Source organism: Mesorhizobium intechi (genome assembly GCF_002879535.1).
In the GTDB taxonomy this organism is placed as follows: Bacteria; Pseudomonadota; Alphaproteobacteria; order Rhizobiales; family Rhizobiaceae; genus Mesorhizobium; species Mesorhizobium intechi.
In genome coordinates this window covers 1-21863 of sequence record NZ_PNOT02000028.1, presented here as the reverse complement: position 1 = coordinate 21863, position 21863 = coordinate 1, and the positions used below count along the sequence as shown (strand labels likewise).

29 protein-coding genes and 1 tRNA gene are annotated in these 21863 nt (G+C 62.2%); 10 read left to right on the top strand and 20 right to left on the bottom strand.

Translation table 11 applies throughout. The annotated features are described in order from the left end of the window. From C1D09_RS01980 to C1D09_RS01970, 3 genes are all read left to right on the top strand, one after another. Positions 1 to 298, top strand: a 298-nt coding sequence (locus C1D09_RS01980) for a glutathione binding-like protein (protein WP_208760336.1), incomplete at its 5' end; no start/stop codon positions are given. Further along, entirely contained in the window at positions 238 to 912 is a 675-nt protein-coding gene (locus C1D09_RS01975; protein WP_143972740.1) for a uracil-DNA glycosylase family protein, read from the top strand. The genes C1D09_RS01980 and C1D09_RS01975, both read left to right, overlap by 61 nt. A 107-nt stretch (positions 913 to 1019) precedes the next feature. Beyond that, positions 1020 to 1511 (top strand): Lrp/AsnC family transcriptional regulator, encoded by a 492-nt coding sequence (locus C1D09_RS01970; RefSeq protein ID WP_006205209.1) that lies wholly within the window; start codon positions 1020 to 1022, stop codon positions 1509 to 1511. A 12-nt stretch (positions 1512 to 1523) separates the two neighbouring features. Here C1D09_RS01970 and C1D09_RS01965 read toward each other — a convergent pair whose 3' ends face one another. The 12 genes from C1D09_RS01965 to moaA form a co-directional block, all read right to left on the bottom strand. Next, positions 1524 to 2090 (bottom strand): DUF3299 domain-containing protein, encoded by a 567-nt coding sequence (locus tag C1D09_RS01965; RefSeq protein WP_143972739.1) that lies wholly within the window; start codon positions 2088 to 2090, stop codon positions 1524 to 1526. Between the two features lie 351 nt (positions 2091 to 2441). Continuing rightward, positions 2442 to 3146 (bottom strand): DNA alkylation repair protein, encoded by a 705-nt coding sequence (locus C1D09_RS01955; RefSeq protein WP_143972738.1) that lies wholly within the window; start codon positions 3144 to 3146, stop codon positions 2442 to 2444. An 8-nt stretch (positions 3147 to 3154) separates the two neighbouring features. Further along, a complete protein-coding gene (locus C1D09_RS01950) occupies positions 3155 to 4024 on the bottom strand; it encodes an NAD(P)-dependent oxidoreductase (protein ID WP_143972737.1) in 870 nt (289 codons plus the stop codon). A gap of 107 nt (positions 4025 to 4131) precedes the next feature. Further along, positions 4132 to 5001: an ABC transporter permease gene (locus C1D09_RS01945; RefSeq protein ID WP_143972736.1), complete on the bottom strand. Its 870-nt coding sequence runs from the start codon at positions 4999 to 5001 to the stop codon at positions 4132 to 4134. Next, positions 4998 to 5717: an ABC transporter permease gene (locus C1D09_RS01940; RefSeq protein WP_143972735.1), complete on the bottom strand. Its 720-nt coding sequence runs from the start codon at positions 5715 to 5717 to the stop codon at positions 4998 to 5000. Before C1D09_RS01940 ends, C1D09_RS01945 begins: the two co-directional genes overlap by 4 nt. An 80-nt stretch (positions 5718 to 5797) precedes the next feature. Then, complete coding sequence (locus C1D09_RS01935; protein ID WP_143972734.1) at positions 5798 to 6583, bottom strand: ABC transporter substrate-binding protein; 786 nt, start codon at positions 6581 to 6583, stop codon at positions 5798 to 5800. Positions 6584 to 6741: 158 nt separating this feature from the next. Next, positions 6742 to 7245, bottom strand: coding sequence for a molybdopterin-guanine dinucleotide biosynthesis protein B (mobB, locus tag C1D09_RS01930; RefSeq protein ID WP_143972733.1), 504 nt, complete (start codon positions 7243 to 7245; stop codon positions 6742 to 6744). Continuing rightward, positions 7242 to 7874: a molybdenum cofactor guanylyltransferase MobA gene (gene mobA / locus C1D09_RS01925; RefSeq protein WP_143972732.1), complete on the bottom strand. Its 633-nt coding sequence runs from the start codon at positions 7872 to 7874 to the stop codon at positions 7242 to 7244. The genes mobB and mobA overlap by 4 nt, the downstream gene beginning before the upstream one ends. A gap of 43 nt (positions 7875 to 7917) precedes the next feature. Next, on the bottom strand, positions 7918 to 8838 hold the full coding sequence (locus C1D09_RS01920) for a DMT family transporter (protein ID WP_143972731.1): 921 nt from the start codon (positions 8836 to 8838) through the stop codon (positions 7918 to 7920). Between the two features lie 171 nt (positions 8839 to 9009). Next, a complete protein-coding gene (locus C1D09_RS01915; RefSeq protein WP_143972730.1) occupies positions 9010 to 9369 on the bottom strand; it encodes a hypothetical protein in 360 nt (119 codons plus the stop codon). Positions 9370 to 9488: 119 nt separating this feature from the next. Next, positions 9489 to 9983 (bottom strand): hypothetical protein, encoded by a 495-nt coding sequence (locus C1D09_RS01910; protein ID WP_143972729.1) that lies wholly within the window; start codon positions 9981 to 9983, stop codon positions 9489 to 9491. A 55-nt stretch (positions 9984 to 10038) separates the two neighbouring features. Next, complete coding sequence (moaA, locus tag C1D09_RS01905) at positions 10039 to 11034, bottom strand: GTP 3',8-cyclase MoaA (protein WP_143972728.1); 996 nt, start codon at positions 11032 to 11034, stop codon at positions 10039 to 10041. Between the two features lie 195 nt (positions 11035 to 11229). On the opposite strand from moaA, the gene C1D09_RS01900 reads away from it, so the two are divergent. Beyond that, complete coding sequence (locus C1D09_RS01900) at positions 11230 to 11583, top strand: gamma-butyrobetaine hydroxylase family protein (protein WP_143972727.1); 354 nt, start codon at positions 11230 to 11232, stop codon at positions 11581 to 11583. 63 nt (positions 11584 to 11646) lie between these two features. Beyond that, a complete protein-coding gene (locus C1D09_RS01895; RefSeq protein ID WP_143972726.1) occupies positions 11647 to 12258 on the top strand; it encodes a pyridoxamine 5'-phosphate oxidase family protein in 612 nt (203 codons plus the stop codon). A gap of 16 nt (positions 12259 to 12274) precedes the next feature. On the opposite strand, the gene C1D09_RS01890 is transcribed toward C1D09_RS01895, so the two are convergent. Then, entirely contained in the window at positions 12275 to 12727 is a 453-nt protein-coding gene (locus C1D09_RS01890) for a MarR family winged helix-turn-helix transcriptional regulator (protein WP_143972725.1), read from the bottom strand. 47 nt (positions 12728 to 12774) lie between these two features. Between C1D09_RS01890 and C1D09_RS01885 the strand changes: the two genes are divergently transcribed. Continuing rightward, entirely contained in the window at positions 12775 to 13659 is an 885-nt protein-coding gene (locus C1D09_RS01885) for an alpha/beta hydrolase (RefSeq protein ID WP_143972724.1), read from the top strand. A gap of 97 nt (positions 13660 to 13756) precedes the next feature. Here C1D09_RS01885 and C1D09_RS01880 read toward each other — a convergent pair whose 3' ends face one another. Both C1D09_RS01880 and C1D09_RS01875 read right to left on the bottom strand, forming a co-directional pair. Further along, positions 13757 to 14152: a rhodanese-like domain-containing protein gene (locus C1D09_RS01880; RefSeq protein ID WP_143972723.1), complete on the bottom strand. Its 396-nt coding sequence runs from the start codon at positions 14150 to 14152 to the stop codon at positions 13757 to 13759. A 59-nt stretch (positions 14153 to 14211) separates the two neighbouring features. After that, on the bottom strand, positions 14212 to 14826 hold the full coding sequence (locus C1D09_RS01875; RefSeq protein WP_143972722.1) for a TetR/AcrR family transcriptional regulator: 615 nt from the start codon (positions 14824 to 14826) through the stop codon (positions 14212 to 14214). 103 nt (positions 14827 to 14929) lie between these two features. On the opposite strand from C1D09_RS01875, the gene C1D09_RS01870 reads away from it, so the two are divergent. Then, on the top strand, positions 14930 to 15676 hold the full coding sequence (locus tag C1D09_RS01870) for a 3-oxoacyl-ACP reductase family protein (RefSeq protein WP_143972721.1): 747 nt from the start codon (positions 14930 to 14932) through the stop codon (positions 15674 to 15676). 209 nt (positions 15677 to 15885) lie between these two features. Further along, positions 15886 to 17763, top strand: coding sequence for a L,D-transpeptidase family protein (locus tag C1D09_RS01865; protein ID WP_143972720.1), 1878 nt, complete (start codon positions 15886 to 15888; stop codon positions 17761 to 17763). Between the two features lie 4 nt (positions 17764 to 17767). Here C1D09_RS01865 and C1D09_RS01860 read toward each other — a convergent pair whose 3' ends face one another. The 5 genes from C1D09_RS01860 to C1D09_RS01840 form a co-directional block, all read right to left on the bottom strand. Beyond that, a complete protein-coding gene (locus C1D09_RS01860) occupies positions 17768 to 18250 on the bottom strand; it encodes a hypothetical protein (protein ID WP_167514449.1) in 483 nt (160 codons plus the stop codon). A 110-nt stretch (positions 18251 to 18360) separates the two neighbouring features. Then, entirely contained in the window at positions 18361 to 19101 is a 741-nt protein-coding gene (locus tag C1D09_RS01855; protein WP_143972718.1) for a lysozyme inhibitor LprI family protein, read from the bottom strand. Between the two features lie 158 nt (positions 19102 to 19259). Beyond that, positions 19260 to 19517, bottom strand: a complete 258-nt coding sequence (locus C1D09_RS01850) for a PepSY domain-containing protein (RefSeq protein WP_143972717.1) — start codon at positions 19515 to 19517, stop codon at positions 19260 to 19262. Between the two features lie 163 nt (positions 19518 to 19680). Further along, positions 19681 to 19755 (bottom strand) — tRNA-Val (locus C1D09_RS01845). 139 nt (positions 19756 to 19894) lie between these two features. After that, positions 19895 to 20578, bottom strand: coding sequence for a phosphoglycolate phosphatase (locus C1D09_RS01840; protein ID WP_143972716.1), 684 nt, complete (start codon positions 20576 to 20578; stop codon positions 19895 to 19897). A gap of 175 nt (positions 20579 to 20753) precedes the next feature. Here C1D09_RS01840 and rpiA point away from each other — a divergent pair, with 175 nt between their 5' ends. Beyond that, on the top strand, positions 20754 to 21485 hold the full coding sequence (gene rpiA, locus C1D09_RS01835; RefSeq protein WP_143972715.1) for a ribose-5-phosphate isomerase RpiA: 732 nt from the start codon (positions 20754 to 20756) through the stop codon (positions 21483 to 21485). After that, positions 21472 to 21863, top strand: a 392-nt coding sequence (locus C1D09_RS01830) for a DUF2059 domain-containing protein (RefSeq protein WP_143972714.1), incomplete at its 3' end; no start/stop codon positions are given. The genes rpiA and C1D09_RS01830, both read left to right, overlap by 14 nt.

Here is a 21863-nt window from a genome sequence, read left to right as displayed (position 1 = left end):
CAGTTGCGTCGCGCAGGCCTTTCGCCACATTCATCCGGCCATGAAGGAATGGGAAATCCCGCAAATCCCCGAATGGGGCGAGGCCAACAAGCCGAAGGCGTTGGAGTTCCTGAAAATCCTCGATGGAGAGTTGGCGAAGCGGGAATTCGCCGCCGGCGACAGCTATTCGATTGCCGATATCACCGGCCTGATCGCCATCGACTTCATGAAGCCGGCGCGCATCAAGGTGCCGGAAGAATGCACCAATGTCTTGCGTTGGCATCAGGCGATCTCCAGCCGGCCGAGTGCCGCTGCTTGAGCCTGGAACTGGACAATTTTGCCGCACAAGTCCGGGCCTGCCGCATCTGCGTCGAAAATCCCGTCGGCAGGCCGCTGCCGCATGAACCGCGGCCGGTGCTGAGGCCTTCGTCCAGTGCCCGCATCCTGATCGCCAGCCAGGCGCCGGGGACCAAGGTGCACCTTTCTGGCATGCCGTTCACCGATGCTTCGGGCGACCGCCTGCGCAACTGGCTCGGGGTGACCAGCGACGAATTCTACGACATCGATAAATTCGCCATCGTGCCGATGGGCTTCTGCTTTCCCGGCCAGGATGCCAAGGGTGGTGACCTGCCGCCAAGGCGAGAATGCGCGCCGGCCTGGCGCGCGCCCTTGATGGCGCTGATGCCGCGGATCGACCTGGTGCTGACGATCGGCATCTACGCGCAGTCCTGGCACATGGGCGCCGCGCGCCGGCCATCACTGACGGAGACGGTTATGGACTGGCATGCCATCTGGGAGAATTCCGACGGCGCAAAGGTGCTGCCGCTGCCTCATCCGTCCTGGCGCAACAGCGGCTGGCTGAAACAGAATCCATGGTTTGAAATGGATTTGCTGCCTTTCCTGCGCTCGGAAATCCGCTATCGCCTTGGCTAGGCATTCAGCAAGAAATCACTCGTTTTCGCGGTGACTGACAGAATTTCTTTCTTGTGAAAGCCCCAAATAAAGGGGAATATAGCCAAACTATTCCTCAGGAGCCTCTAATGGACCGCCTTGACCGAAAAATTCTTCGCCTTCTGCAGGAGGACGCGACACTCGCGGTGGCCGATGTCGCCAAGAAAGTCGGCCTGTCGACCACGCCGTGCTGGCGCCGCATCCAGAAGCTCGAGGAGGAAGGCGTCATCAAGCGTCGCGTCGCCATTCTCGACCATGAGAAAGTCAATGTGCGGGTCACCGTCTTCGTCTCCATCCGCACGAATTCGCACAGCCATGAATGGCTGCGCCGCTTTTCCGAGGTCATCCAGGAGTTTCCCGAGGTGGTCGAGTTCTACCGCATGAGTGGCGACGTCGACTATCTCTTGCGCGTCGTGGTGCCCGACATCGCCGCCTACGACGCTTTCTACAAGCGGCTGATCGCCAAGATCGAGATCCGTGACGTGTCGTCGTCCTTCGCCATGGAGCAGATCAAGTACACCACTGAAATTCCGCTCGATTACATGGTGCTGGACAAGGAATCGGGCGCCAATGCCGCCTGAACGGGCGCCCGATTAGTTCTTCTTTTTGTTCAGGAACGTCCAGGGCGAGTTCACCGGCAGGGTGACGGCATCAGGCACGGTGTCGACCCCGATGACCTCTGCTCTGCGCACGCTATAGCCCGACTGGATGACGCTGACGCCATCCAGAATGAACAGCTGGCTTTTCTCCATGTCCGCCTTCAGGGCGCCGGTGACTGCGACCGACTGGTAGGCTTGCGACATCTTGTAGGGATGGGCTGGCGTGACCAGCACGATCTGATTGGATGGTGGCGTCGGCATGTGGCTGCACGCGCCGGTCCATGGCACCAGCAGGAACTGATAGACGAGGTCGCCATCGCGATCGACCGGCAGCGCGTAGCCGGCTATTTGTATCGTCTTGTCCTGCAGGCCTGGGGACAGCGTCTCGCCATGATCGGGCAGTTTAGCCGCAATCATCGGCAGACCGGCGTCTTCGGCAACGGCCTGGCCCTCCGGGCGCAAATCCTTCCAAAAGATGTGCATGGTTTCGGCCGAGGCGCCGGCAGCCCAGAGAGACAGCGCGGTCGCGAGTGCCAGGATCGATTTGAGATGGATGCTCATGCCGCTTCCTTTGTGGGCGAGTAAAGACGCCGGGACCAATGACGTCAATGCGCGAGCCGCATCACATGTCGGCGAGAACCAGCCATTGAAAGCCTGCGATGGGTATCGCGCGGGGCGACCGAACACCAAGGCAATGGTCTTGCCGCCGATCTCGTCGAGGATGCCGACCGGGGTGCCGGCGTCGGTGAGCGTCATCATCTGACGCTTCTTTTCATCCTTCCGGATGTGCTCGCCGCCAGAGTGCCGCCAGGCCATGCACCAGCAATATCTTGGCGCGCCGGCTGCCCGAACAGGCTCTCAAAGCTGCCGCGTGTTGCCCGCGTCACCTCGATGAAGCGCATGTTGGCCGGGTCAAGTTTTTCTGGCGGCGATCCGCGCAAGCGTTTTGGCATCGGTCAGTTCCTTCACGGCATTCTTGCCGTTCCAGCGTGCCGTCTTGTCGGTCGATCGCGCGAGCCTTTCGGCGACTGCAAGGGCAGCGCCGTGCATAGCCATCGATCGCTTGCCGATCGAACGAAGCGCCCAGTTCACAGCCTTCTTGACGAAATTACGGTCGTCAGTGGCATGCGCTTCGATGATCGGCAGGAAGGCCAGAAAAGTCGCCTCCGGCTCTTTCTTCCGGTGCACGACAGACCAGGCCATCATGGCGAAAGCCGTGCGTCGAACGAATTCCCGTTCATCGGCCGCGAACTCGCCGATCAGCTCTTTCCAGGCGTCGGTGTCGACGAAGAGATCGGAGACGCCATCGACAATATCCCAGGAGTCGAAACTCGACGCCCATTGCCTGGCATCCCTGGCGGAAAACCGCTTCGGGTCGGCCGTTACGGAAGCGATGAACTGCGCCTCCGTGATACCTGACGCCCATAGCTCAAAAGCGCGCTCGTGGTTGCGTTTGATCTTCCGGGCAATCTGGCGCTGAACGCCATGCGGGATTCCAAGCGCGCGGTCGATCTTGATGCCGTAGCGCGCCATGCCCAGGCGATTTTCCTCCGAGCCGATCGAGCGCAGATGCGCGACGATTTCGTCGGCACTGGATTGGGGCGAAAGCTCGGCCATCGCGCTCCCTATTTTTCCAGGCGTGCCAGCAGCGATGACGTGTCCCAGCGCTTGCCGCCCATCGCCTGCACATCCTTGTAGAACTGATCGACAAGCGCGGTCACCGGCAGTTTGGCGCCGTTGCGGTCGGCCTCCGCCAGGCAGATGCCGAGATCCTTGCGCATCCAGTCGACGGCAAAGCCGAAATCATACTTGCCGGCGTTCATCGTCTTGTGGCGGTTTTCCATCTGCCAGGAACCGGCGGCTCCCTTGGAAATCACCTCGATGACCTTCTCGATGTCGAGCCCGGCTTTCTTGCCGAAATGGATGCCTTCCGACAGTCCCTGTACGAGGCCGGCGATGCAGATCTGGTTGATCATTTTGGTGAGCTGGCCCGCGCCAGCCGAGCCCATAAGCCCGACCATGCGGGCATAGGCGTCGATCACGGGCCTCGCTCTGTCGAAAGCAGCCTGGTCGCCGCCGACCATGACGGTCAGCACGCCGTTCTCGGCGCCGGCCTGGCCACCGGACACCGGCGCGTCGAGAAATAAAAATCCACCTGCCTCCGCTGCTGCCGCCAGTTCGCGCGCGACTTCCGCCGAAGCCGTGGTGTTGTCGATGAAGACCGAACCTTTCTTCATCGATTTGAAGGCGCCTTCGGGGCCTGTCGTCACCGAGCGCAGATCGTCATCATTGCCGACGCAGGAAAAGACGAAGTCCTTGTCCTTGGCTGCCTCCGCCGGCGTCGCCGCAAGGCTGCCGCCATGCTGGCCGACCCATTGCTCGGCCTTGGCCTTGGTGCGGTTGTAGACGGTGACGTCGTGACCACCCTTGTTCTTCAGGTGGCCGGCCATGGGATAGCCCATCACGCCAAGACCGAGAAATGCCACAGATGCCATGAGCTTGCCCTTCAGACCGGAAACGAAATTGCCGCGAAAGCTCTAGGCCCTGTGCTCAATTCGTCAAGACGCGCACGGTGCGATCGACTGGCACAGCCGAAAACGGGTCAGCGCTTCAGGTGGATGGTGATCCGGCGCTCGATCCATTCGATGGCATGGCGCAACAACTCGACCATCACAAGGTACACCAGGGCGACCCAGATATAGGCCTGGATGTCGAAGGAATTGGCGAAGGCGAGTTTCGCGTTGCCCATCAGGTCGTAGACGGTGATGATGGCGACGATGGCGGACGCCTTGACCATCAGGATCAGCTCATTGCCGTAAGGCCGCAAGGCGACGATCAGAGCTTGCGGCAGGATGATCTTGCGCAACGTCTGCAATTTGTGCAGGCCGAGCGAGGCGGCGCCCTCCCATTGGCCCCTGTGCACGCTTTCGATGGCGCCGCGCAGGATCTCGGCCTGGTAGGCGGCGGTGTTGAGCGCAAAGGCGAAGATGCCGCAGTTGAAGGCGTCCTTGAAGAAATCCCAGAGCGTGAATCGGACGAAAGTCAGTCCATCGCTGATCACCGGAAGGTAGATGCCGAATTCACTGAGTTGGGGGCGAAACGAGCCTACGCCGTAATAGACCAGAAACGTCTGAACCAGCAGTGGCGTGCCCCGGAAGAAATAGACATAACAGTAGGCAAGACCGGACAGGATCCGGTTCCTGGACATACGCCCATAAGCAACAGGCACTGACATGACGGCGCCAAGCACCATCGAAATGGCGACCAGTGACAAGGTAACGCCCAGTCCTTGCAGATAGGCCGGCGCATATTTGGCGAAGAAGGCGGGGTTCCAGGCAAAGACGAGGTAGCTGACGATGCCGAGGCCAAAGGCGATCCACAGGCAGACCAGCGCGTAGCCGACGATGCGCTGCCGCGGCCAGCCGCGGGTCCGCGGTGGCGGCCGTTCGACCAAGGCGGCTGTGGCGCTCATCGTTGGGCCTCGCGCTTGCCGAGCGAGCGCAAGATGGCACTGGTGGCGAAGGATGACACGATGGCCAGAGCCAGAAAGACCAGAGCCGCAATGCTGTAGAACAGGAACGAGTGCTTGGTGACGCGAGCCGCCACACCGGCGTTGCGCAATGTCTCGGCAAGGCCGACGACCGAAACCAGGGACGTATCCTTGAGCAGGCTGAGCCAGCAGTTCTCGAGGCCGGGGAAGGCAATGCGCAGCAGCTGCGGCAGGATCACCAGGCGCATTGTCTGCCATTTGGACAAACCAATGGAATAGCCACCCTCATACTGCCCCTTCGGGATGGCGCGGAAGGCCGAGAGGAAAACCTCGCTGGCATAGGACGAGAAGATCAGCGACAGCACGATCATGCCGGCGACGAAGCTGTTGACGTCGATGGTGGCTTCGGGGCGGAAATATCGGATGAGATGCTGCAGCAAGATCGGCATGCCGAAGAAGAACAGGAAAAGCGTCACCAGTTCCGGCAGGCCGCGAAAGACCGTGGTGTAGATATTGGCGGCAAGGCGCAGCGACGGCTCCTCGGATTGCTTGCCCAACGCAATGAAAAAACCGATCGTCAACCCAATGGGGAGCGTCGCCAGCGCTAGGAGAACCGTTACAATGACGCCATAGGCAATGTCGTCACTCCAGCCATCAGGTCCCCAACTGAGAAGTGTCCATATGCTTTGGGCTGGCATTGACCGGTGTTATCCCCACGACATCCCCAGGATGAATAGAAAGACGGCGGGGTATTTCCCCGCCGTCTTGATCCTGTCTATCAGGACTCGGCGCCGAAGACGTCGAACTTGAAGTACTTGTCGTTGATTTCCTTGTATTTTCCATTGGCGCGGATCGCGTCGATGGCCGCATTGAGCTTGTTGACCAAATCGGTCTCGCCCTTGCGCACGGCAATGCCGGCGCCCGGGCCGAAGATCTCGACCGGTTGCGGCGAGGGCTGGCCGAGAATCTTGCAGCAGGCGCCATCAGGCGTGTCGAGCCACTGCTGCAACACGACGATGTCGTCCTCGATGGCGTCGAGACGGCCATTGGCCAGATCTGCCTGTTCCTCGGGGCTGCTCGGATAACCCTTCACGGTGCTGTCGGTGTAGGTCTTCGAGGCATAGTTGAAATGGGTGGTCGTCGTGGCGACGCCGATGGTCTTGCCGGCGAGATCTTCCTTGGTCACGCCCTTCAGCGTGCTGTCCTTCGGCACAGCGAGCGCCGAGGGCGTGTTGTAATATTTGTGGGTGAAGTCGACCTTCTCCTTGCGCTCCGGCGTGATCGACATCGAGGCGACGATGGCGTCGAACTTGCCGGCCTGAAGCGCCGGGATGATGCCGTCCCAATCCTGGGCGACGAAGGTGCACTTGACCTTCATCTGATCGCAAAGCGCCTGGGCGATGTCGATGTCGAAGCCGACGAGCTTACCGTCGGAAGTGAGGTTGTTGAATGGGGGATAGGCGCCTTCGGTGCCGATCCGCAGGGTCTTTTCCTGGGCCTGGGCTACGCCGAGCGTCAGCAGCGCAGCCGATGCGGCGAGCGCGATACGCAGTGCAATACGCATGATAGTCCTCTCTTTATGGTCCCGGCCGTCGTTCCGAAACGGCTCTATGGGGCGGTGCTTTTGACCGCCCGCTGAGGCGATACTCCCACTCTTTCCAAGAAAAAAGCAACTGCAAAACCACGGAAATCGGCAACAGGGTTCTGCCGTTACGTTACATCTCAAGCAACGAGGCCGGTGATGCGCTCGATGAAGTCGACTATCGATTTTACGTCGTCGAGGTCGAATACCGGCAAGCTCTCGCCCGTGACGGCGAAATCGGCGGCGATGGCGACAATATTGGGATCGCCTGCCGAGAGGGGCGCCCGGTCCTTCGCTTCCAGGCGCCGTGTTTCGATCTTGCGGTGTGATTCGCGCTTGTAGCCTTCGACCAGCGCGATGTCGCATGGGGCGAGTCGCGAGAGGATGCTCTCCAGTGGCGGCTCATCCTCGCCGCGCAACTCATGCATCAGTGCCCAGCGGTTGCCGGACACGATCGCGACCTCGGTGGCCCCGGCCTGCCGATGGCGGAAGCTGTCGGCGCCGGGCTTGTCGATGTCGAAATCATGATGAGCGTGTTTGACGGTCGAAACCTTCCAGCCGCGCCGCACAAGCTCGGCGACCAGCTTTTCGGTGAGGGTGGTCTTGCCGGAGTTTTTCCAGCCGGTGATGCCGAAGACGTTCATGATGTCATGCTCTGCAACAGGCGCGCGGCCTCGGCAAGATCGTCCGGCACATTGATGTTGAAGAAAGGATCGAGTGGCTGGCCGGCGGATTGCGCGACCTGGAATTCAACCTCGACATGGCCATGGCGCTCCATGAAGGCCGAAACGCGCCTGTTGTCCTCATCGATCAGGAAATGCCGCAAGGCATCGCGACAATCCGTCGGCCACAGCGCGAAGGTCGGGTGGAGCCGACCGGCCGAGGAGGCGACGGCGATTGAACCCGGATGTTCGCCGGCCGCCGCCGCCAGCCGGCCGACGAGATCAAGCGGCAGGAAGGGCGTGTCGCCGGCGGCGGTGACGATCGCTTTGCAAGGTGTGCCAGCGGCCGCCCATTCGAGGCCGGTCAGAATGCCGGCAAGCGGCCCGGCAAAGCCTTGGACGGTGTCGGCAAGCACGGGCAGTCGGAAACGGGAAAAGCGTTCGGGATCGCCATTGGCGCTCAGCGCCATGGTTTCGGCCTGCGGCCCGAAGCGCGACAGGACCTGGTCAAGCACGCTGCCGCCGCCGAGCGGCAACAGGCTCTTGTCGCCGCCTCCCATCCGCCTTGACTGGCCACCGGCCAGGACGATCCCTGCTATATCGCGCCTCATGCACCGAGCCTGTACGCCAGCCGCCGGAAATCACAAGACCCGGCTAGAGTCCATCCGGCGCCATGGCCGGCCCGGTGGTTTCGGCGACGATCCTTCGCCGACCGACGACGCGCTCGCGATAGAGTGCGTAGAGACCCGAACCGACGACGATTGTCGCGCCGACGATCATCGGCATGTCCGGAATGTCGCCGAAGACGATCAAGCCAAGCAGGATGGACCAGAGGAGGGCGGTGTAGCGGAACGGCGCGACGAAGGAGATCTCGCCCGAGCGCATCGCCATGATGATGAATTGATAACCGATAAGCACCAGCACCGCGGCCAGCGCCAGCAGCGCCGTGCTTTTGCCGGTCATCGGCGTCCAGCCACCCATCGGCGACAACAGCACCGCGCCGACGACGGTCATTGCCAGCGCGGTCGCGGTCGAGACCAGCATGGTCGGTATGTCTCGGGGAATGCGCTTGGTGGCAAGGTCGCGCACCGTGCAGCAGGCGACGCTGGCCAGCGCCCAAAGGGAATATATACGGAAGCCATCAAAGCCGGGCCGCACGATGATCAGAACGCCGGCAAAACCGACTGCGATCGCCAGCCAGCGTCGCCAGCCGACCGCTTCGCCGAAAAACAGCGCGGCACCCATCGTCACCGCCAGCGGCAGCGCTTGAAGAACGGCCGAGACACTGCCGATCGGCAAATGGGCAAGCGCCACCAGAAATGACACGGTGGCGCCAGCTTCGCCCAGCACGCGGATTGCCACCAGCGGCTGCAGCATCAGCTGCGGCCGCAAAAGCGCGCCGCGTTGCCAAGCCAGCAGACCGACGAAGAGCGAGGCAAAGGCTCCTCTGATCAGCATGACCTGCGCCATGTTCATCGATTGCGAAGAGTACTTGGTGATGGCGTCGTTGAGCGTGAAGCCAACCATCGCCACCATCATGAACAACGCGCCGCGAAGATTGGGTGAAAGAGGCAAGACAGCTACCGGTTGCTTGGGAAGCAAGCCTATAACAGCCCGCCACGAAACAGCAATGGCAAAGGGCTGGGCCAGGACGGGGCATTCGTCATCGCAGGCGTGAAATCACGTCCTAATTCGGCGCGGTCTGGTCGGGAGGCGGCTTCGCCTCCCGGTACCGGCTGCCGATGTCTATTTCTTCGGCGTCAGCACTTCGGTGCCGTTGCCTTCCTTGCYGGCGATGGTCCACAGGCCATGCAGCGACCCGTCATCCTCGACCTTGTAGACGACGAGGCCGATGTCCTTGCCCATGACATAGCCGGCGGAGAACGCGTCGTCGTTGCGCATGCAGATGCCGTCGGACGAAGAACCGCCGGTGTCCCAGTGGATCGCGCAAGTCGTCCCGCTGGTCAGGGTAATGGTGGCTTCGCCATTGTATTGCGATCCGTCGAAATTGGTGCCGGCGACGGTGTAGGTGCCGCCGATCGACTGAGCTGCCGCGGGCGCGGCCGCAAGGCCGAGCAATGCAATTGAAAGAATGAGTTTGCGCATGACGTTTTCCCCCTGTCAGCGAAGAGCCGCTTCAGGGGGAGGCTAGGCTGGAACAACGTGGCCGTAAATCCGGCGGCCGTTCGCAAACAAGACTTTTTCTGGGGTGTGATCCGAAATACTCACTGTCCCTTGAGACTGCCGGCAATGGCGCCGACCAGCGGGTCGTATTTTGACCTCAGGGCTGGCGGGTAATCGATCCAGACCGTGCGGATGACGCCATCTCTGCCGAACAAGCGCCGCTCATAAAAGATCTTTCCATCCTTCATGCCCGACAGCACCGCCCAGTTCTTGCCGGTCTTGCTGTAGGTAACGGTATAGCCGGGTTCCTTGCTAGCCTTTTCATCGGCGACAAAGCCTTTCGGCGTGTCGTCATCGACGTTGAGGATGCCGGAGCATGTCAGGCTGGCGCCGTCCGCGCTCAGCCAAACCTGCCCGTCGCCATTTTCCGGCTCGGGCTGACGATCGGTGAATACCTCATCGGGAAAGGTGCAGACGGTGCCGAAGCGCGCGTTCACATAGGTGAAGGGCTTGGCGTTTGCAGTTGTTGTGACTGGCATCGCCAAGGACAGAATTGTAGCAAGCGACGACAGGCCAATACGATAAAGACGCGGCACGATGCCCCCCTGGCCTTGTGACCAGAGATAACATTGCACCAAATCGGAGAAAAAATCAGCCGCCGGTGACGCTCATATGCCGGGACACCGACGGACGGCTGGTGCGGCGGTCGATGACGAAATCATGGCCTTTCGGCTTGCGGCCGATGGCCTCGTCGATCGCGTCGGCGACAAGTTCGTTGCCTTCGGATGCACGCAACGGCGCGCGCAGGTCGGCCGCGTCTTCCTGTCCCAGGCACATATAGAGCGTGCCTGTGCAGGTCAGCCGGACGCGATTGCAGCTTTCGCAGAAATTATGCGTCATCGGTGTGATGAAACCGAGCTTCCCGCCGGTCTCGGCGACGTGGACATAGCGGGCAGGGCCACCGGTCTTGAAGGGAATGTCGCTCAGCGTGAACTGTCGTTCCAGCGAGGCGCGCAGCAGCGACAGTGGCAGATACTGGTCGGTGCGGTCGGCCTCGATCTCCCCCATCGGCATGGTTTCGATGACGGTGAGATCCATGCCGCGGCCATGTGCCCAGCGCATCATGTCGGGCAGTTCGGCGTCGTTGAAATCCTTCAGCGCCACCGCGTTTAGCTTGACCTTCAGCCCGGCCGCCTGAGCGGCATCGATACCTTGCATGACCTTGTCGAGATGGCCCCAGCGGGTGATCTGGTGGAACTTGTCCGCATCCAGCGTGTCGAGCGAGACGTTGATGCGCTTGACGCCGCAATCGGCGAGCTCGGCGGCGAAGCGCGACAGCTGCGAGCCGTTGGTGGTCAGCGTCAGTTCTTCCAGCGCGCCGCTGTCGAGGTGGCGCGAGAGCTGGCGCACCAGATGCATGATGTTCTTGCGCACCAGCGGCTCGCCGCCGGTGAGGCGCAGCCTTCTGACGCCCTTGTCGATAAAGACGGTGCAGAGCCGGTCGAGCTCTTCCAGCGACAGCAGGTCCTTCTTCGGCAGGAAGGCCATGTCCTCCGCCATGCAATAAGTGCAGCGAAAATCGCAGCGGTCGGTGACCGACACTCTGAGATAGCTGATCGTGCGACCGAAGGGGTCGATCATGTCCATGTTCGAACGTTTCCGTGGCCGTTACCGGCATCGTTATATACAGCTATGTGATACGATCCAGCCCGCCATTCAAGATATCGCTTCTCGATCTTTGGTAACATCCCGGAGCCGACACCGTGTGTCGGTCGTCCACCAGGACTTTTCCCTTGTCGCGAAGCGGCGTAGGGAAGGGCAATCGATACGGGATCAAACAGCATGACCGCGCCAAAAGAACTCCGGGTCTCCAAGGACCGCAAGCTGCTGTCGGTCACCTTTCCCAACCACCAGCCATTCGAACTGCCCGCGGAGCTCTTGCGCGTCGCCTCGCCATCGGCCGAGGTGCAGGGGCATTCGCCCGACCAGCGTGTGACGGTTCCTGGCAAGCGCAACGTTGCCATCCTCAAGATCGAGCCGGTCGGCAATTATGCGGTGCGCATCACCTTCGACGATTTCCACGATACCGGCATTTTCACCTGGAACTATCTGCACACGCTCGGCCACGAGAAGGACGAGCGCTGGAATGCCTATCTGGCGGAGCTTGCCGGAAAAGGGCTGAGCCGCGATCGCTGAGCCGATGTCGTAACCCCGTCACATAGCTGCAGTAGCGCCGGCCAGGGTTCGGAGACGAAAAAGATGTCGCTTATCACCACGGTCGAACAACTCGAGGCGCTCTACGGCCTTCCAGGCGAAGCCTCGCTGGTCAAGGAACTCGATCACGTCATTCCCGAATATGCCGCCTTCATCGAGGCATCGCCCTTTGTGGCGCTTGCCACCAGCGGCCCGGAGGGATTGGACTGTTCGCCGCGCGGCGATCTCGCCGGCTTCGTGCGTATCGTTGATCCGAAGACGCTGATCATGCCGGACCGGCGCGGCAACAATCGCGCCGATTCGCTGCGCAACATCATCCGGGATCCGCGCGTGGGATTGCTGTTCCTGGTGCCGGGCTCGGGCACGACGCTACGCATCAACGGCCGCGCGCGCGTCACCACGGACGCCGAACTTTGCGCGTCCTTCATGGTCGACGGCAAGGCGGCGCGTTCGGTGACCGTCATCGACGTCGATTCGGTCTATTTCCAGTGTGCCCGCGCCATCGTGCGGTCGGAGCTTTGGAATCCGGCAAAACATGTCGATCCGAAGTCGCTGCCGACGCCCGGAAAAATCCTGGAAATCACCAGCCGCAAAAATATCGACGGCGAGACCTACGACAAGGAATGGCCCGAGCGGGCGAAGAAAACCATGTGGTGAGTGACTGAAAAGGCCGTCAGGCCTCCTTCAGCACCTCATAGATCTTGCGCATCTGTTCGCCGATCATATCGCACTGCTCCGGCGTCGACTGGCTCATCGCTTTCTCGATCAGCGTCATATGCACTTTCAGCGCCTGCATCAGCAACGCCTCGCCAGCCTCGGTCAAGGCGAGCCGCAGGATGCGCTTGTCCTTCTCGTCGCCTTCGCGGCGCAGCAGGCCGCGCGTCTCCAGCTGCGGCAAAAGCATGGTGATGTTGGAGCGGCCGACGAGCAGCTTGCGGGCAAGATCGTGCTGCGACATGCCGGGATGGCGGTAGAGGTTCATCAGCACGTCGAGCTGCGCCGGCTTCAGGTCGAGCGGCGCGAGTTTCACCGCCAACGTGCGCTCCAGCACATGGCAGGCGCGCGCCACCGCGACCCAGTTGCGAAAACGCGGGTTGTCCCAGGGTAGCTCTTGTTTATTGTTCATCTTTGAACTATTATGTTCATGCTTGAACGTATGGATGGATTCTCACTATGGCATCAATCGGGCTGAAGGTCATCCGGAGCGTATTTGGCGCGGCCGAACATATTGCGCCACGCATCACCGGGCGCGCGGCTTTCGAACTGTTCTGCCGCACGCCGAGCACAAAGGCGTTGACCGACGGCGAGCGCCACGCCATCGGCCGGGCCGCCGAATTCATGACCGAGGCGCGCCATCATCGGCTGAAGACGGCAACCGGCTGCGTCATGGTGCACGAATTCCGGCCGGAGCCGGGCAGGGCCGCACTTGGCACCGTGCTTATCGTTCATGGCTGGCGTTCGCGTACCGAATATATGCGCGCCTTGATCGAAGGCTATCGCGCCGCCGGCTACAGGGTCGTTTCCCTTGACCTGCCGGGGCACGGCCATTCGCAGGGCCGGCACCTGAACATGGTTAACGCGGTCGACGCGGTGCGGGTCGCCGGCGAATGGTTCGGCCCGTTTGACGCGGCGGTGGGTCATTCCTTCGGCGGCGCCGTTGCCGCCAATGCCATCGCCGGTTCCGTCAAGAACATTCCGCCGCTGGCGGCCGGACGTCTCGTGCTGATCGCCGCGCCCAGCTCCCTGCCGGCGATCTTCGCCGATTTCAGCCGCATGCTCAACGTCGGGCCGCGATCGCAGCTGGCGATGGCGGACCGTGTCCAGCACCTGTCAGGCCGGCCGCTGCATGAATTCACCGGTGACCGCCAGCTCGCCCAGGCGCCCGTGCCGACGCTGGTCATCCACGCGCCTGACGATCGCGAGGTGCCGGCCGAGCACGCGAAACGCTACGCCGGCGCCGGCGGCCATGTGCGGCTGCATTGGGCCGACGGTCTTGGCCACCGCCGCATCCTTGCGGACAAGGGCGTGGTCGAACGCGCCGTTGCCTTCGTGGCGTAACACCGCGAGCCGTCGCGGCTGCATTGAGACGCAATCCTCGTTCCATGCATGTCGTTGTCTCAAAACCCAGACCACTCTTGGGCGACATGCATTGGGGCTATTTCTTCTTCTCGCCGGGCTCGACAGGCAGTCCGGCCGCCTTCCAGGCGGTGTAGCCGCCAAGGATATGCTTGACCGGCACAAGCCCCATGTCCTGCGCCGTCTTGGTGGCGAGCGCTGAACGCCAGCCGCCAGCGCAGAAGAACACAAAGCTCTTGCCCGAGGCGAAGAACGGCTTGTGATAGGGACTTTCCGGATCGATCCAGAATTCCAGCATGCCGCGGGTGACATGTTTGGCGCCGGGAATCCTGCCCTCGCGTTCGACCTCGCGCGGGTCGCGCAGATCGACGAAGATGGTGCCTTCGTCCTCAAGCAATCCCGCGGCTTCTTCAGGCGAAACCACTTCGATCTCGGCGTTGGCTTCGTCCAGCAGTTCGCGATAACCCTTTTTCACTATCGTCCCTCCGGGCCTTGCTGGCATGTCGGGATTTCGAGCACAACAGGCCGCGTTTGTCACGCTCTGTCGCGGCCTGCCAGTACCTGCCAGGCAGCCATCGCGCCAGCAACGGTTGCCATCAGCGCGCTGCACGACGCACCGTCGCGCGCCTGGATCGACATGCCGTGCTGCACCGTGGCGTAGAAGGTCGCCACGGTGCCGCAGTCGAAATCGGCAGGCAATTCACCCTCGGCCACACCGCGCTCCAGGCGCTTGCTCAGGGCCGTAAGATTTTCGGCGCGGCGGCGGCGCAAATCCGTGCAGATGGCACCGCTGCTTGAATCCTCATGCAGTGCGCCCAGCGCAATCAGGCAGCCCTGCGGACGATCGGTCTGCGAATAGGCCTTTGCCGTCTGGCGCAGGAAGTTCTCGATCGCCTGGCATGCGGTCGGCGCGTCGTGCAAAGCGGCCCAGATCTCAGTTCCTTCCGCTTGCGTGTAGTATTCGGCCGCTTCGAGAAACAGCGCCTCCTTGTCGCCGAAGGCGGCATAGAGGCTGGGCGAATTGATACCCATCGCCGTGGTCAGCTCGGCGATCGACGTACCCTCATAGCCCTTGGCCCAAAACAACTCCATCGCGCGCCGCAGGGCGGCGGTTCGATCGAAGGTGCGGGGACGGCCTCTTTCCGACATGTTCTTCTTTTCTGTGTTGATCGATACATAAATGAGTTGACCTGGTCGAGCAAGGCTGGCAGATATTTATGTATCGATCACTACATAAATGGAGAAACAACAGATGTCTTCCAGCGATTTGAACGGCAAGGCCGCGCTCGTCACCGGCGGCAGCCGCGGTATTGGGGCGGCAATTGCACGAAGACTCGCGGCCGACGGCGCCAATGTCGCGCTGACCTATGTGCATGGCGAGGAGCAGGCCCGGTCGGTCGTCGCCGAAATCGAGGCCAAGGGCGGCCGCGCCATCGCCATCAAGGCGGACAACCGCGATGCCGAGGCGATAGACAGGGCCGTCGATGAGACCGTTGGCGCCTTCGGCCGGCTCGACATATTGGTCAACAGTGCCGGCATCTGGCGCGCTGCCCCCATCGACACATTGTCGTTAGCCGACTTCGACGACACCATGTCGGTTAATCTCAGAGCCCCGTTCATCGCCTCGAAGGCGGCGGCGGCGCATATGGGCGAGGGCGGTCGGATCATCTCGATCGGCAGCAATCTCGCCGAACGCGTCACCGACACCAGCCTCGGCGCCTACTCCGCCAGCAAGGCGGCGCTGGTCGGATTGACCAAGGCACTCGCGCGCGACCTCGGTCCGCGCGGCATCACCGCCAATGTCGTCCATCCAGGATCGACCGACACCGACATGAACCCGGCGGACGGACCGCATGCCGAGCATCAGCGCCAGAAGATGGCGACGCCGCGATTCGGCAAGGCCGATGACATCGCCGGCATGGTTGCCTGGCTTGCTGGTCCGGAGGGGCGTTTCGTCACCGGCGCCGCATTGACCATCGATGGCGGCGCCAACGCCTGAATTTGGGGCGTTCTTCAGGCTGGAGCGAAGCACCAGCGCTCCAGCCGTCACGATCTTGTGAAACCGTTCTGCAACAGGCTTTCCGAAATTTATGAAAGCTTAACGAAATCGGTATGAATCGGTATAGTCGCGTCTTACATCCGCCATGCGGTGAGCGCGACCGTCTAGCGTGCGGAACGGGAACCGGTTGCGACCGGAGCGGGTGATCCATGAAATTCCTCGGTAAAAAAGCAACCGCGATGCCGCTTGTGGCTATCGCCGCAACGCTCGCCCTGGGCGCGCCTCAGGCAGGCGCCCAGGGGCTCTTCGACATGCTGTTCGGCGGCGGCATCAGGCATGAGCCGCAGGGCGAATTTCCGCCTCCGCCAAAGCACAAACCCAAAGCCCCGGCCGGTGGTGGCGGCGCGAAGATTAGCAGCCCATCCTATTACACCTACAAGGCCGACAAGCTTGTTCGCGTCGACTTCTCGACGCTGTCCGCCGCGCCGCAGCCCGCGACGGCGCAGGACGCTGCGTTCGTTCCGTCGGCAACGGGGGCTGCTTTCCACGATGCCATTGCCGGTCTCAGCGACTACGAACTGTACGCCGAGCCCGAGATCGCCAAGGCACTGATCGCCTACTACTCGGCCAATCCGGACTTCATCTGGGTGAACGGAACCAGCCCGAACAACCGTGCCCAGGATGCGGTGCGGGTGCTTGGCGAGGCCGCGGGCTACGGGCTGACGCCTGCCGACTACACCGTCGATGTGCCGGCCACGACGTCGGCCTCAACGGATGACGCGGCCAAGCTCAGGGAGCTCGTGCGCTTCGAGATGGCGCTGTCGGCACGCGTCCTGCGCTACGCCCACGACGCCCAAAACGGCCGTGTCGAGCCCAACCGGATGACCGGCTACTATGATTTTCCAGCCAAGCCGCTCGACATGGTCGGCGTGCTGAAGACGCTGGCGCATACACAGGAAGTGCGCACCTACCTCGAATCGCGGCATCCGCAGAATGCGGAATATCAGGCGCTGCGCGTCGAGCTGGAGGCCCTGCAGGCCAGTGCCGAAAATGAGATCGTCGTCGACCCCAAGCTGCTGCTGAAGCCCGGCGAGACCAGCCCGGAACTGCCGAAGCTGCTGTCGCTGATCGCGCGCAATCTCGATGACGGCATGGGCGGCACCTATGGCGAGCTCTTGTCGCGGCTGGCGACCAGTGAGGTCTATGTCCCCGAGCTGGTGCCGCTGATCAAGGCGGTGCAGGTGAAGGAAGGCATGAAGGGCGACGGCGTCATCGGTCCGCGCACTGTCGCCTTGCTGGCCGGCACGTCGAAGGCCGACAAACTGCTCAAGGTGCAGGTGGCGCTGGAGGAACTGCGCTGGCTGCCTTCCGACCTCGGCAGCCCCCGCGTGTTCATCAACCAGCCGGCGTTCACCGCGAGCTACATCGACAATGGCGAGGAGAAGCTGAAGACGCGGGTGGTCGTCGGCCGGGTAACCAACCAGACGGCTTTCTTCTACGACCAGATCAAGCAGGTCGACTTCCATCCCTATTGGGGCGTGCCGCAGTCGATCATCGTCAATGAGATGCTGCCCAGATTGCGCAGCGATCCAGGCTATCTCGATCGGGCCGGCTACGAGGTGACCGATTCGCGCGGCAAGCGCATTCCGTCGTCGGCGGTCAATTGGGGCGCTTATGGCGCCAACATTCCCTACAGCGTGCGCCAGCAGCCGAGCGAGGCCAATGCGCTGGGCGAACTGAAAATCCTGTTCCCCAACAAGCATGCGATCTACATGCACGACACGCCGCAGAAATCGTTCTTCAAGCAGGATATGCGTGCGCTCAGCCATGGCTGCGTGCGCCTGCAGGACCCGCGCGGCATGGCGGCGGCGGTGCTCGGCACCTCGGTCGACTATGTCGCCGAGAAGCTCAAGCACGGACATTCGACCGAGGATGTGAAGCGCAAGATTCCGGTCTATGTCGCCTATTTCACGGCATGGCCCGACTTGTCCGGCAAGGTCGAGTATTTCAGCGACGTCTACGACCGCGATTCGCGGCTGAAGCAGGCGCTGGATGCGACCGAGGCCGTGCGCTCGCCGTCGAGCTGATCGTCTAGAATTGCGACAACGGGCGGCGGAACCCCGCCTCCCGCCCGGCGATCAGCCAGTAGATCAATCCGGCGACGAGGCCGGCGGCGGCGATGATGCCGATGTCGGCCCAGCGCTCATGATCCATATCCTCCGCAGGAACCGGCCAGATCAGGAAGAGGCCGCCGGCGGCGGCAGCGGCACCGAAGACCATGTGCATCAGGGCATTGCGCAAAGAGAAGAACTCGGCGATCAGCGCGAAGATCAGCGTCTGCAGCCCGGTCACGACAATCGTCAGGAAGTAGACGAACATGCCCAGCGGCGGCACCACCAGGACCGCGATCGGGCTGACGCCCATGACGTCGAAATAGGCTGGCGCGTTGGGCAGGGAACTGAGCGCGGCGTAGATCGCCGCCACGGCGACCAGACCCACCAGCACGGCGACCAGATAGCCGGCCAGCATCATCAGGATGCGTTTCATCACATATTTCGCCGTCGCCATGCCCATCCCCCATGCGGCGCAGTCAACCGGTTCAGTCAGCCATCAAAGACGATCCGGCGCAAGGGGCGGCGCCAGCGGGCTGCTTTGGCGAGGTTAGTGGAAACCAAGCACGCCGATCAGGCGCCGCCACACAGATGCTCGGAGTCCGGCAAAGCCCAGGAACCCTTTCCAACCAGATCGATCGAATAATAGACCCGGCCACGGTCGTCATCCCTTGGACAATCCCTGGGAATCGCGATCAGGCACATCACGACGGGTTCACCGACCTTGGAGGCGGCAAGGCCCGGTTCGCGATCATAGGAGACGGCACCGCCGCCATTGGTGAAGGTGGCTGCGCTGCCCGCATCGGCAGAGGACGTCTCCAGCGGATCGTCGCCGAGCCTCGTGGTTAGCGTCTTGATGTGCGTGGACGCGCATTGCCCGACGGCCGAGGGCAGGGGCTGATCGTTGTTGCCGGGATTGCGCGCGGCGGTATCCAGAGCCTTCTTGCCGATCAGGGCAATGTTGTAGTCCTGTACCCATGACGGCGCATTGCCGTAGGTCTGCAAGGCGTTGTTCATCGCGCTGATGATGCAGGCTGTATCGCTCTCGCAAGCATTGCGGTCGGCAATCAGCCCGCGCGCGATCTTGCGCTTGTCGCCGCCGAAGGCCGGCTCGAAACCCTTGTAGGCCTTGGCGACCAGCAGATCGATGGCCGACAGCTGCGGATCGGCGCAGATCGCTTTTTCCGCCGGCAGGCTGGCCTTGGCGCAGTCGAAGGACGGCCCGTTGGCCCGCGCAGAAGGCGCCGCAAGCATGCCGCCAGCCAGGATGACAGCGAGAACGAGTATGACATCGGTTCGAAAGGAAAATCGCATGACTGCCCCCAAGCCAACAGAATTGCCCAAGGCGCTGCCCGCGCCTGGCGTGCATATCACACGCCAGGGATGAACAATTTGCGGCGATCCGATCGGCCGCCCAGGCGCGCGGAGAAAACGGGCCACCCGTCGACAGGGAGGGTCTCTGCCGGTGGCTCTTACTTAGGCTCGGCCGTCACCGGATCGTAGGTGATTTCGACCTTCGCCTTGTCCGACGTGTAGTAGGTGACGGTGTAGGCGCCACTGTCCCAGTCGACCTCTTTCACATAGCGAAAACCGTCGCGCTGCTCGACCTTGGCGAGGATCTCCGACAGCTTCTTGGCGTTGGGCGGCGGCAACGGCTTGTCATCCGCCGCCAGCGCAGGTCCGGCGGCGACAAGAACGGCAACGCTGGTTGCCACGAGAAATCTGGACATGGCTTTCCCTCAAGTTTGAACACAAGGAAACTCGCTGGCCAGGCGGTTGGTTCCGGATGGGATGCAATGCGTGCCCGGCCCATGTCCGCACAAGCGCTGCAATTCGCCGCGCCGCCGCCAACAAAGCGTCAATGGGCCAGGCTGGAAAAACCATTTGGAAAAATGGTGGGCGATGCAGGGATTGAACCTGCGACCCCACCCGTGTGAAGGGTGTGCTCTCCCGCTGAGCTAATCGCCCGCTCGTTGCCCGAAGGCCAAGCGAGCCGCGATATAAGGGAGGCCGGCCGGATAAGTCAAGGCGCTGTACGGCGTTCTCTCAGCGTTCGGATTCTGCGCCATTTCGGGGCCGTCGCGACGGTATTCTCGTTGTTTTCCGTTCAGTGTCCCGCGGCGCGGATCAGTCGATCCGCCAGGTCGAGCGTCAGTTCGTCGAAATGCGAGATCACCGCCGAAGGTTCGAATTCGTGGACATGCCGGTCGGTGTAGCCGAAATCGACGGCCACCACCGGAATGCCGGCGGCCTTGGCGGTGTCGATGTCGGTTTGCGAATCGCCGACCATCAGGGCGCGGTGGGGGTCACCGCCGGCCCGGTTGACGGTTTCGGTGAGATGGCGCGGATCGGGCTTGCGGAAGGCGAACGTGTCCTGGCCGGCGATGGCCGCGAAATGTTTCGTCAGGCCGAGCGCCTCGATCAGCGCCAGGGAGTTCGCCTCGTATTTATTGGTGCAGATGGCCAGGAGATAGCCAGCCTTCTCGAATCGCGCGATCGCCTCGATGACGCCGGGGTAGGGGCGGGATTTGCCGGGGATGTTGTCGGTGTAGTGATCGAGAAACAGTTTGAGCAGCCGGTCATGCTCGGCGACGGCGAGAGAGCGCTGTTGGGCGGCGTGCGCCCGCTCTATCATCACGCGGCCGCCATGGCCGACGAAGCGCCTGAAGCCGGCCTCGTCGACGGCCGTGAGTTCGCTGGCGGCCAGGCTGTGGTTGAGGCTGTCGAGCAGGTCCGGCGCTGTGTCAATCAGGGTTCCGTCGAGGTCGAACACGATGATGGGGCGACTCATGATCCATCCTGCCAAGTTTTGTCCATCCGGAGGCGATAGCGGCTGCGGCGCGTCAAGGCAAGCAAAGCGGCCGACAGGCGCCCAAAGGCTTTGACCGTGGTCAAAAGCTTTGACCCGGCCGGCAAAAATGCTACGAGCCCGAAACACAAGGTTCCCCGGGGCAGCAAGCAGCAGCATGGATGCAAGACAGTTGAAGGTCGAGGCCGCGCGGGCCGCCCTTGCCCATGTCAGCGACGGCATGCGGCTCGGCATCGGCACCGGCACCACGGCGGAAGAGTTCGTGCGGCTGCTCGCCGACAAGGTCGCCACCGGCATGACCGTCATCGGTGTACCGACATCGGAGCGCACCGCAGCACTTTGCCGCGAGCTTGGCGTGCCGCTGTCGACATTGGAGGAAACCCCCGAGCTCGATCTCACCGTCGACGGCGCCGACGAGGTCGACCCGGAACTGACCTTGATCAAAGGCGGCGGCGGCGCGCTGCTGCGCGAGAAGATCGTGGCGGCGGCCTCGCAGCGCATGATCGTGATCGCCGACCGGTCGAAGATGGTCGAGACGCTGGGCCGTTTTCCGCTGCCAATCGAAGTCAACCAGTTCGGCCTGCGCGCCACCGAGATCGCCATAGCCAGGGCGGCTGCGGAGCTCGGGCTTTCCGGTCCGATTACATTGAGGATGACGGGAGGCCGGGCTTTTGTTACAGACGGCGGCCATTTTATCCTCGATGCATCTTTTGGCCGCATTCGGGATACAAGAGCGCTTTCGAATGCTCTCCACGCCATTCCGGGCGTGGTCGAGCATGGTCTTTTCATCGGGCTGGCGTCAGCGGCCATCATCGCCGGCGGGGACGGTATCCAAACCGTCGATGCCGCCCGAAAACCAGGGAGTTCTACCAACCATGATGTTGCATAACCGGGTTCGCGGCCTTTGCGTCGTTCTGGCGGCTTCGGCCGTTTTCGCCTTGTCGTCGCCGGCGTTTTCGCAGGACGTCACCGAATCGCACCTGAAGGCGGCCCGCGCTGCGGTGGCGGCTATCCATGCGACCGACCCGTTCGACAACATCCTGCCGCAGGCGGCGGCCGCGCTCGAATCCCAGCTCATCCAGAAGAACCCGGACATGCAGGAGCTGATCGGCAAGACGATCAGCGAGAAGGCGTTGGCATTGGCGTCACGCCGCGCCGATCTCGAGAAGGAAGCGGCCCTTGCCTATGCGAAGGTGTTTTCCGAAAAGGAACTCAACGATATCGCAGCCTTCTACAATTCCGACTCCGGCAAGAAGCTGCTCGACAG

Excerpts from the sequence above, each read along its gene's own strand:
- C1D09_RS01900 (WP_143972727.1), top strand. The coding sequence starts at position 11,230 with ATGACCGCGCCAAAAGAACTCCGGGTCTCCAAGGACCGCAAGCTGCTG.
- C1D09_RS01855 (WP_143972718.1), bottom strand. The coding sequence starts at position 19,101 with ATGCGATTTTCCTTTCGAACCGATGTCATACTCGTTCTCGCTGTCATC.
- C1D09_RS01870 (WP_143972721.1), top strand. The coding sequence starts at position 14,930 with ATGTCTTCCAGCGATTTGAACGGCAAGGCCGCGCTCGTCACCGGCGGC.
- C1D09_RS01840 (WP_143972716.1), bottom strand. The coding sequence starts at position 20,578 with ATGAGTCGCCCCATCATCGTGTTCGACCTCGACGGAACCCTGATTGAC.
- rpiA (WP_143972715.1), top strand. The coding sequence starts at position 20,754 with ATGGATGCAAGACAGTTGAAGGTCGAGGCCGCGCGGGCCGCCCTTGCC.
- C1D09_RS01885 (WP_143972724.1), top strand. The coding sequence starts at position 12,775 with ATGGCATCAATCGGGCTGAAGGTCATCCGGAGCGTATTTGGCGCGGCC.
- C1D09_RS01865 (WP_143972720.1), top strand. The coding sequence starts at position 15,886 with ATGAAATTCCTCGGTAAAAAAGCAACCGCGATGCCGCTTGTGGCTATC.
- C1D09_RS01890 (WP_143972725.1), bottom strand. The coding sequence starts at position 12,727 with ATGAACAATAAACAAGAGCTACCCTGGGACAACCCGCGTTTTCGCAAC.
- moaA (WP_143972728.1), bottom strand. The coding sequence starts at position 11,034 with ATGGACATGATCGACCCCTTCGGTCGCACGATCAGCTATCTCAGAGTG.
- C1D09_RS01935 (WP_143972734.1), bottom strand. The coding sequence starts at position 6,583 with ATGCGTATTGCACTGCGTATCGCGCTCGCCGCATCGGCTGCGCTGCTG.
- mobA (WP_143972732.1), bottom strand. The coding sequence starts at position 7,874 with ATGAGGCGCGATATAGCAGGGATCGTCCTGGCCGGTGGCCAGTCAAGG.
- C1D09_RS01970 (WP_006205209.1), top strand. The coding sequence starts at position 1,020 with ATGGACCGCCTTGACCGAAAAATTCTTCGCCTTCTGCAGGAGGACGCG.
- C1D09_RS01850 (WP_143972717.1), bottom strand. The coding sequence starts at position 19,517 with ATGTCCAGATTTCTCGTGGCAACCAGCGTTGCCGTTCTTGTCGCCGCC.
- C1D09_RS01860 (WP_167514449.1), bottom strand. The coding sequence starts at position 18,250 with ATGGGCATGGCGACGGCGAAATATGTGATGAAACGCATCCTGATGATG.
- C1D09_RS01895 (WP_143972726.1), top strand. The coding sequence starts at position 11,647 with ATGTCGCTTATCACCACGGTCGAACAACTCGAGGCGCTCTACGGCCTT.
- C1D09_RS01955 (WP_143972738.1), bottom strand. The coding sequence starts at position 3,146 with ATGGCCGAGCTTTCGCCCCAATCCAGTGCCGACGAAATCGTCGCGCAT.
- mobB (WP_143972733.1), bottom strand. The coding sequence starts at position 7,245 with ATGAACGTCTTCGGCATCACCGGCTGGAAAAACTCCGGCAAGACCACC.
- C1D09_RS01940 (WP_143972735.1), bottom strand. The coding sequence starts at position 5,717 with ATGCCAGCCCAAAGCATATGGACACTTCTCAGTTGGGGACCTGATGGC.
- C1D09_RS01950 (WP_143972737.1), bottom strand. The coding sequence starts at position 4,024 with ATGGCATCTGTGGCATTTCTCGGTCTTGGCGTGATGGGCTATCCCATG.
- C1D09_RS01965 (WP_143972739.1), bottom strand. The coding sequence starts at position 2,090 with ATGAGCATCCATCTCAAATCGATCCTGGCACTCGCGACCGCGCTGTCT.
- C1D09_RS01945 (WP_143972736.1), bottom strand. The coding sequence starts at position 5,001 with ATGAGCGCCACAGCCGCCTTGGTCGAACGGCCGCCACCGCGGACCCGC.
- C1D09_RS01975 (WP_143972740.1), top strand. The coding sequence starts at position 238 with ATGCACCAATGTCTTGCGTTGGCATCAGGCGATCTCCAGCCGGCCGAG.
- C1D09_RS01875 (WP_143972722.1), bottom strand. The coding sequence starts at position 14,826 with ATGTCGGAAAGAGGCCGTCCCCGCACCTTCGATCGAACCGCCGCCCTG.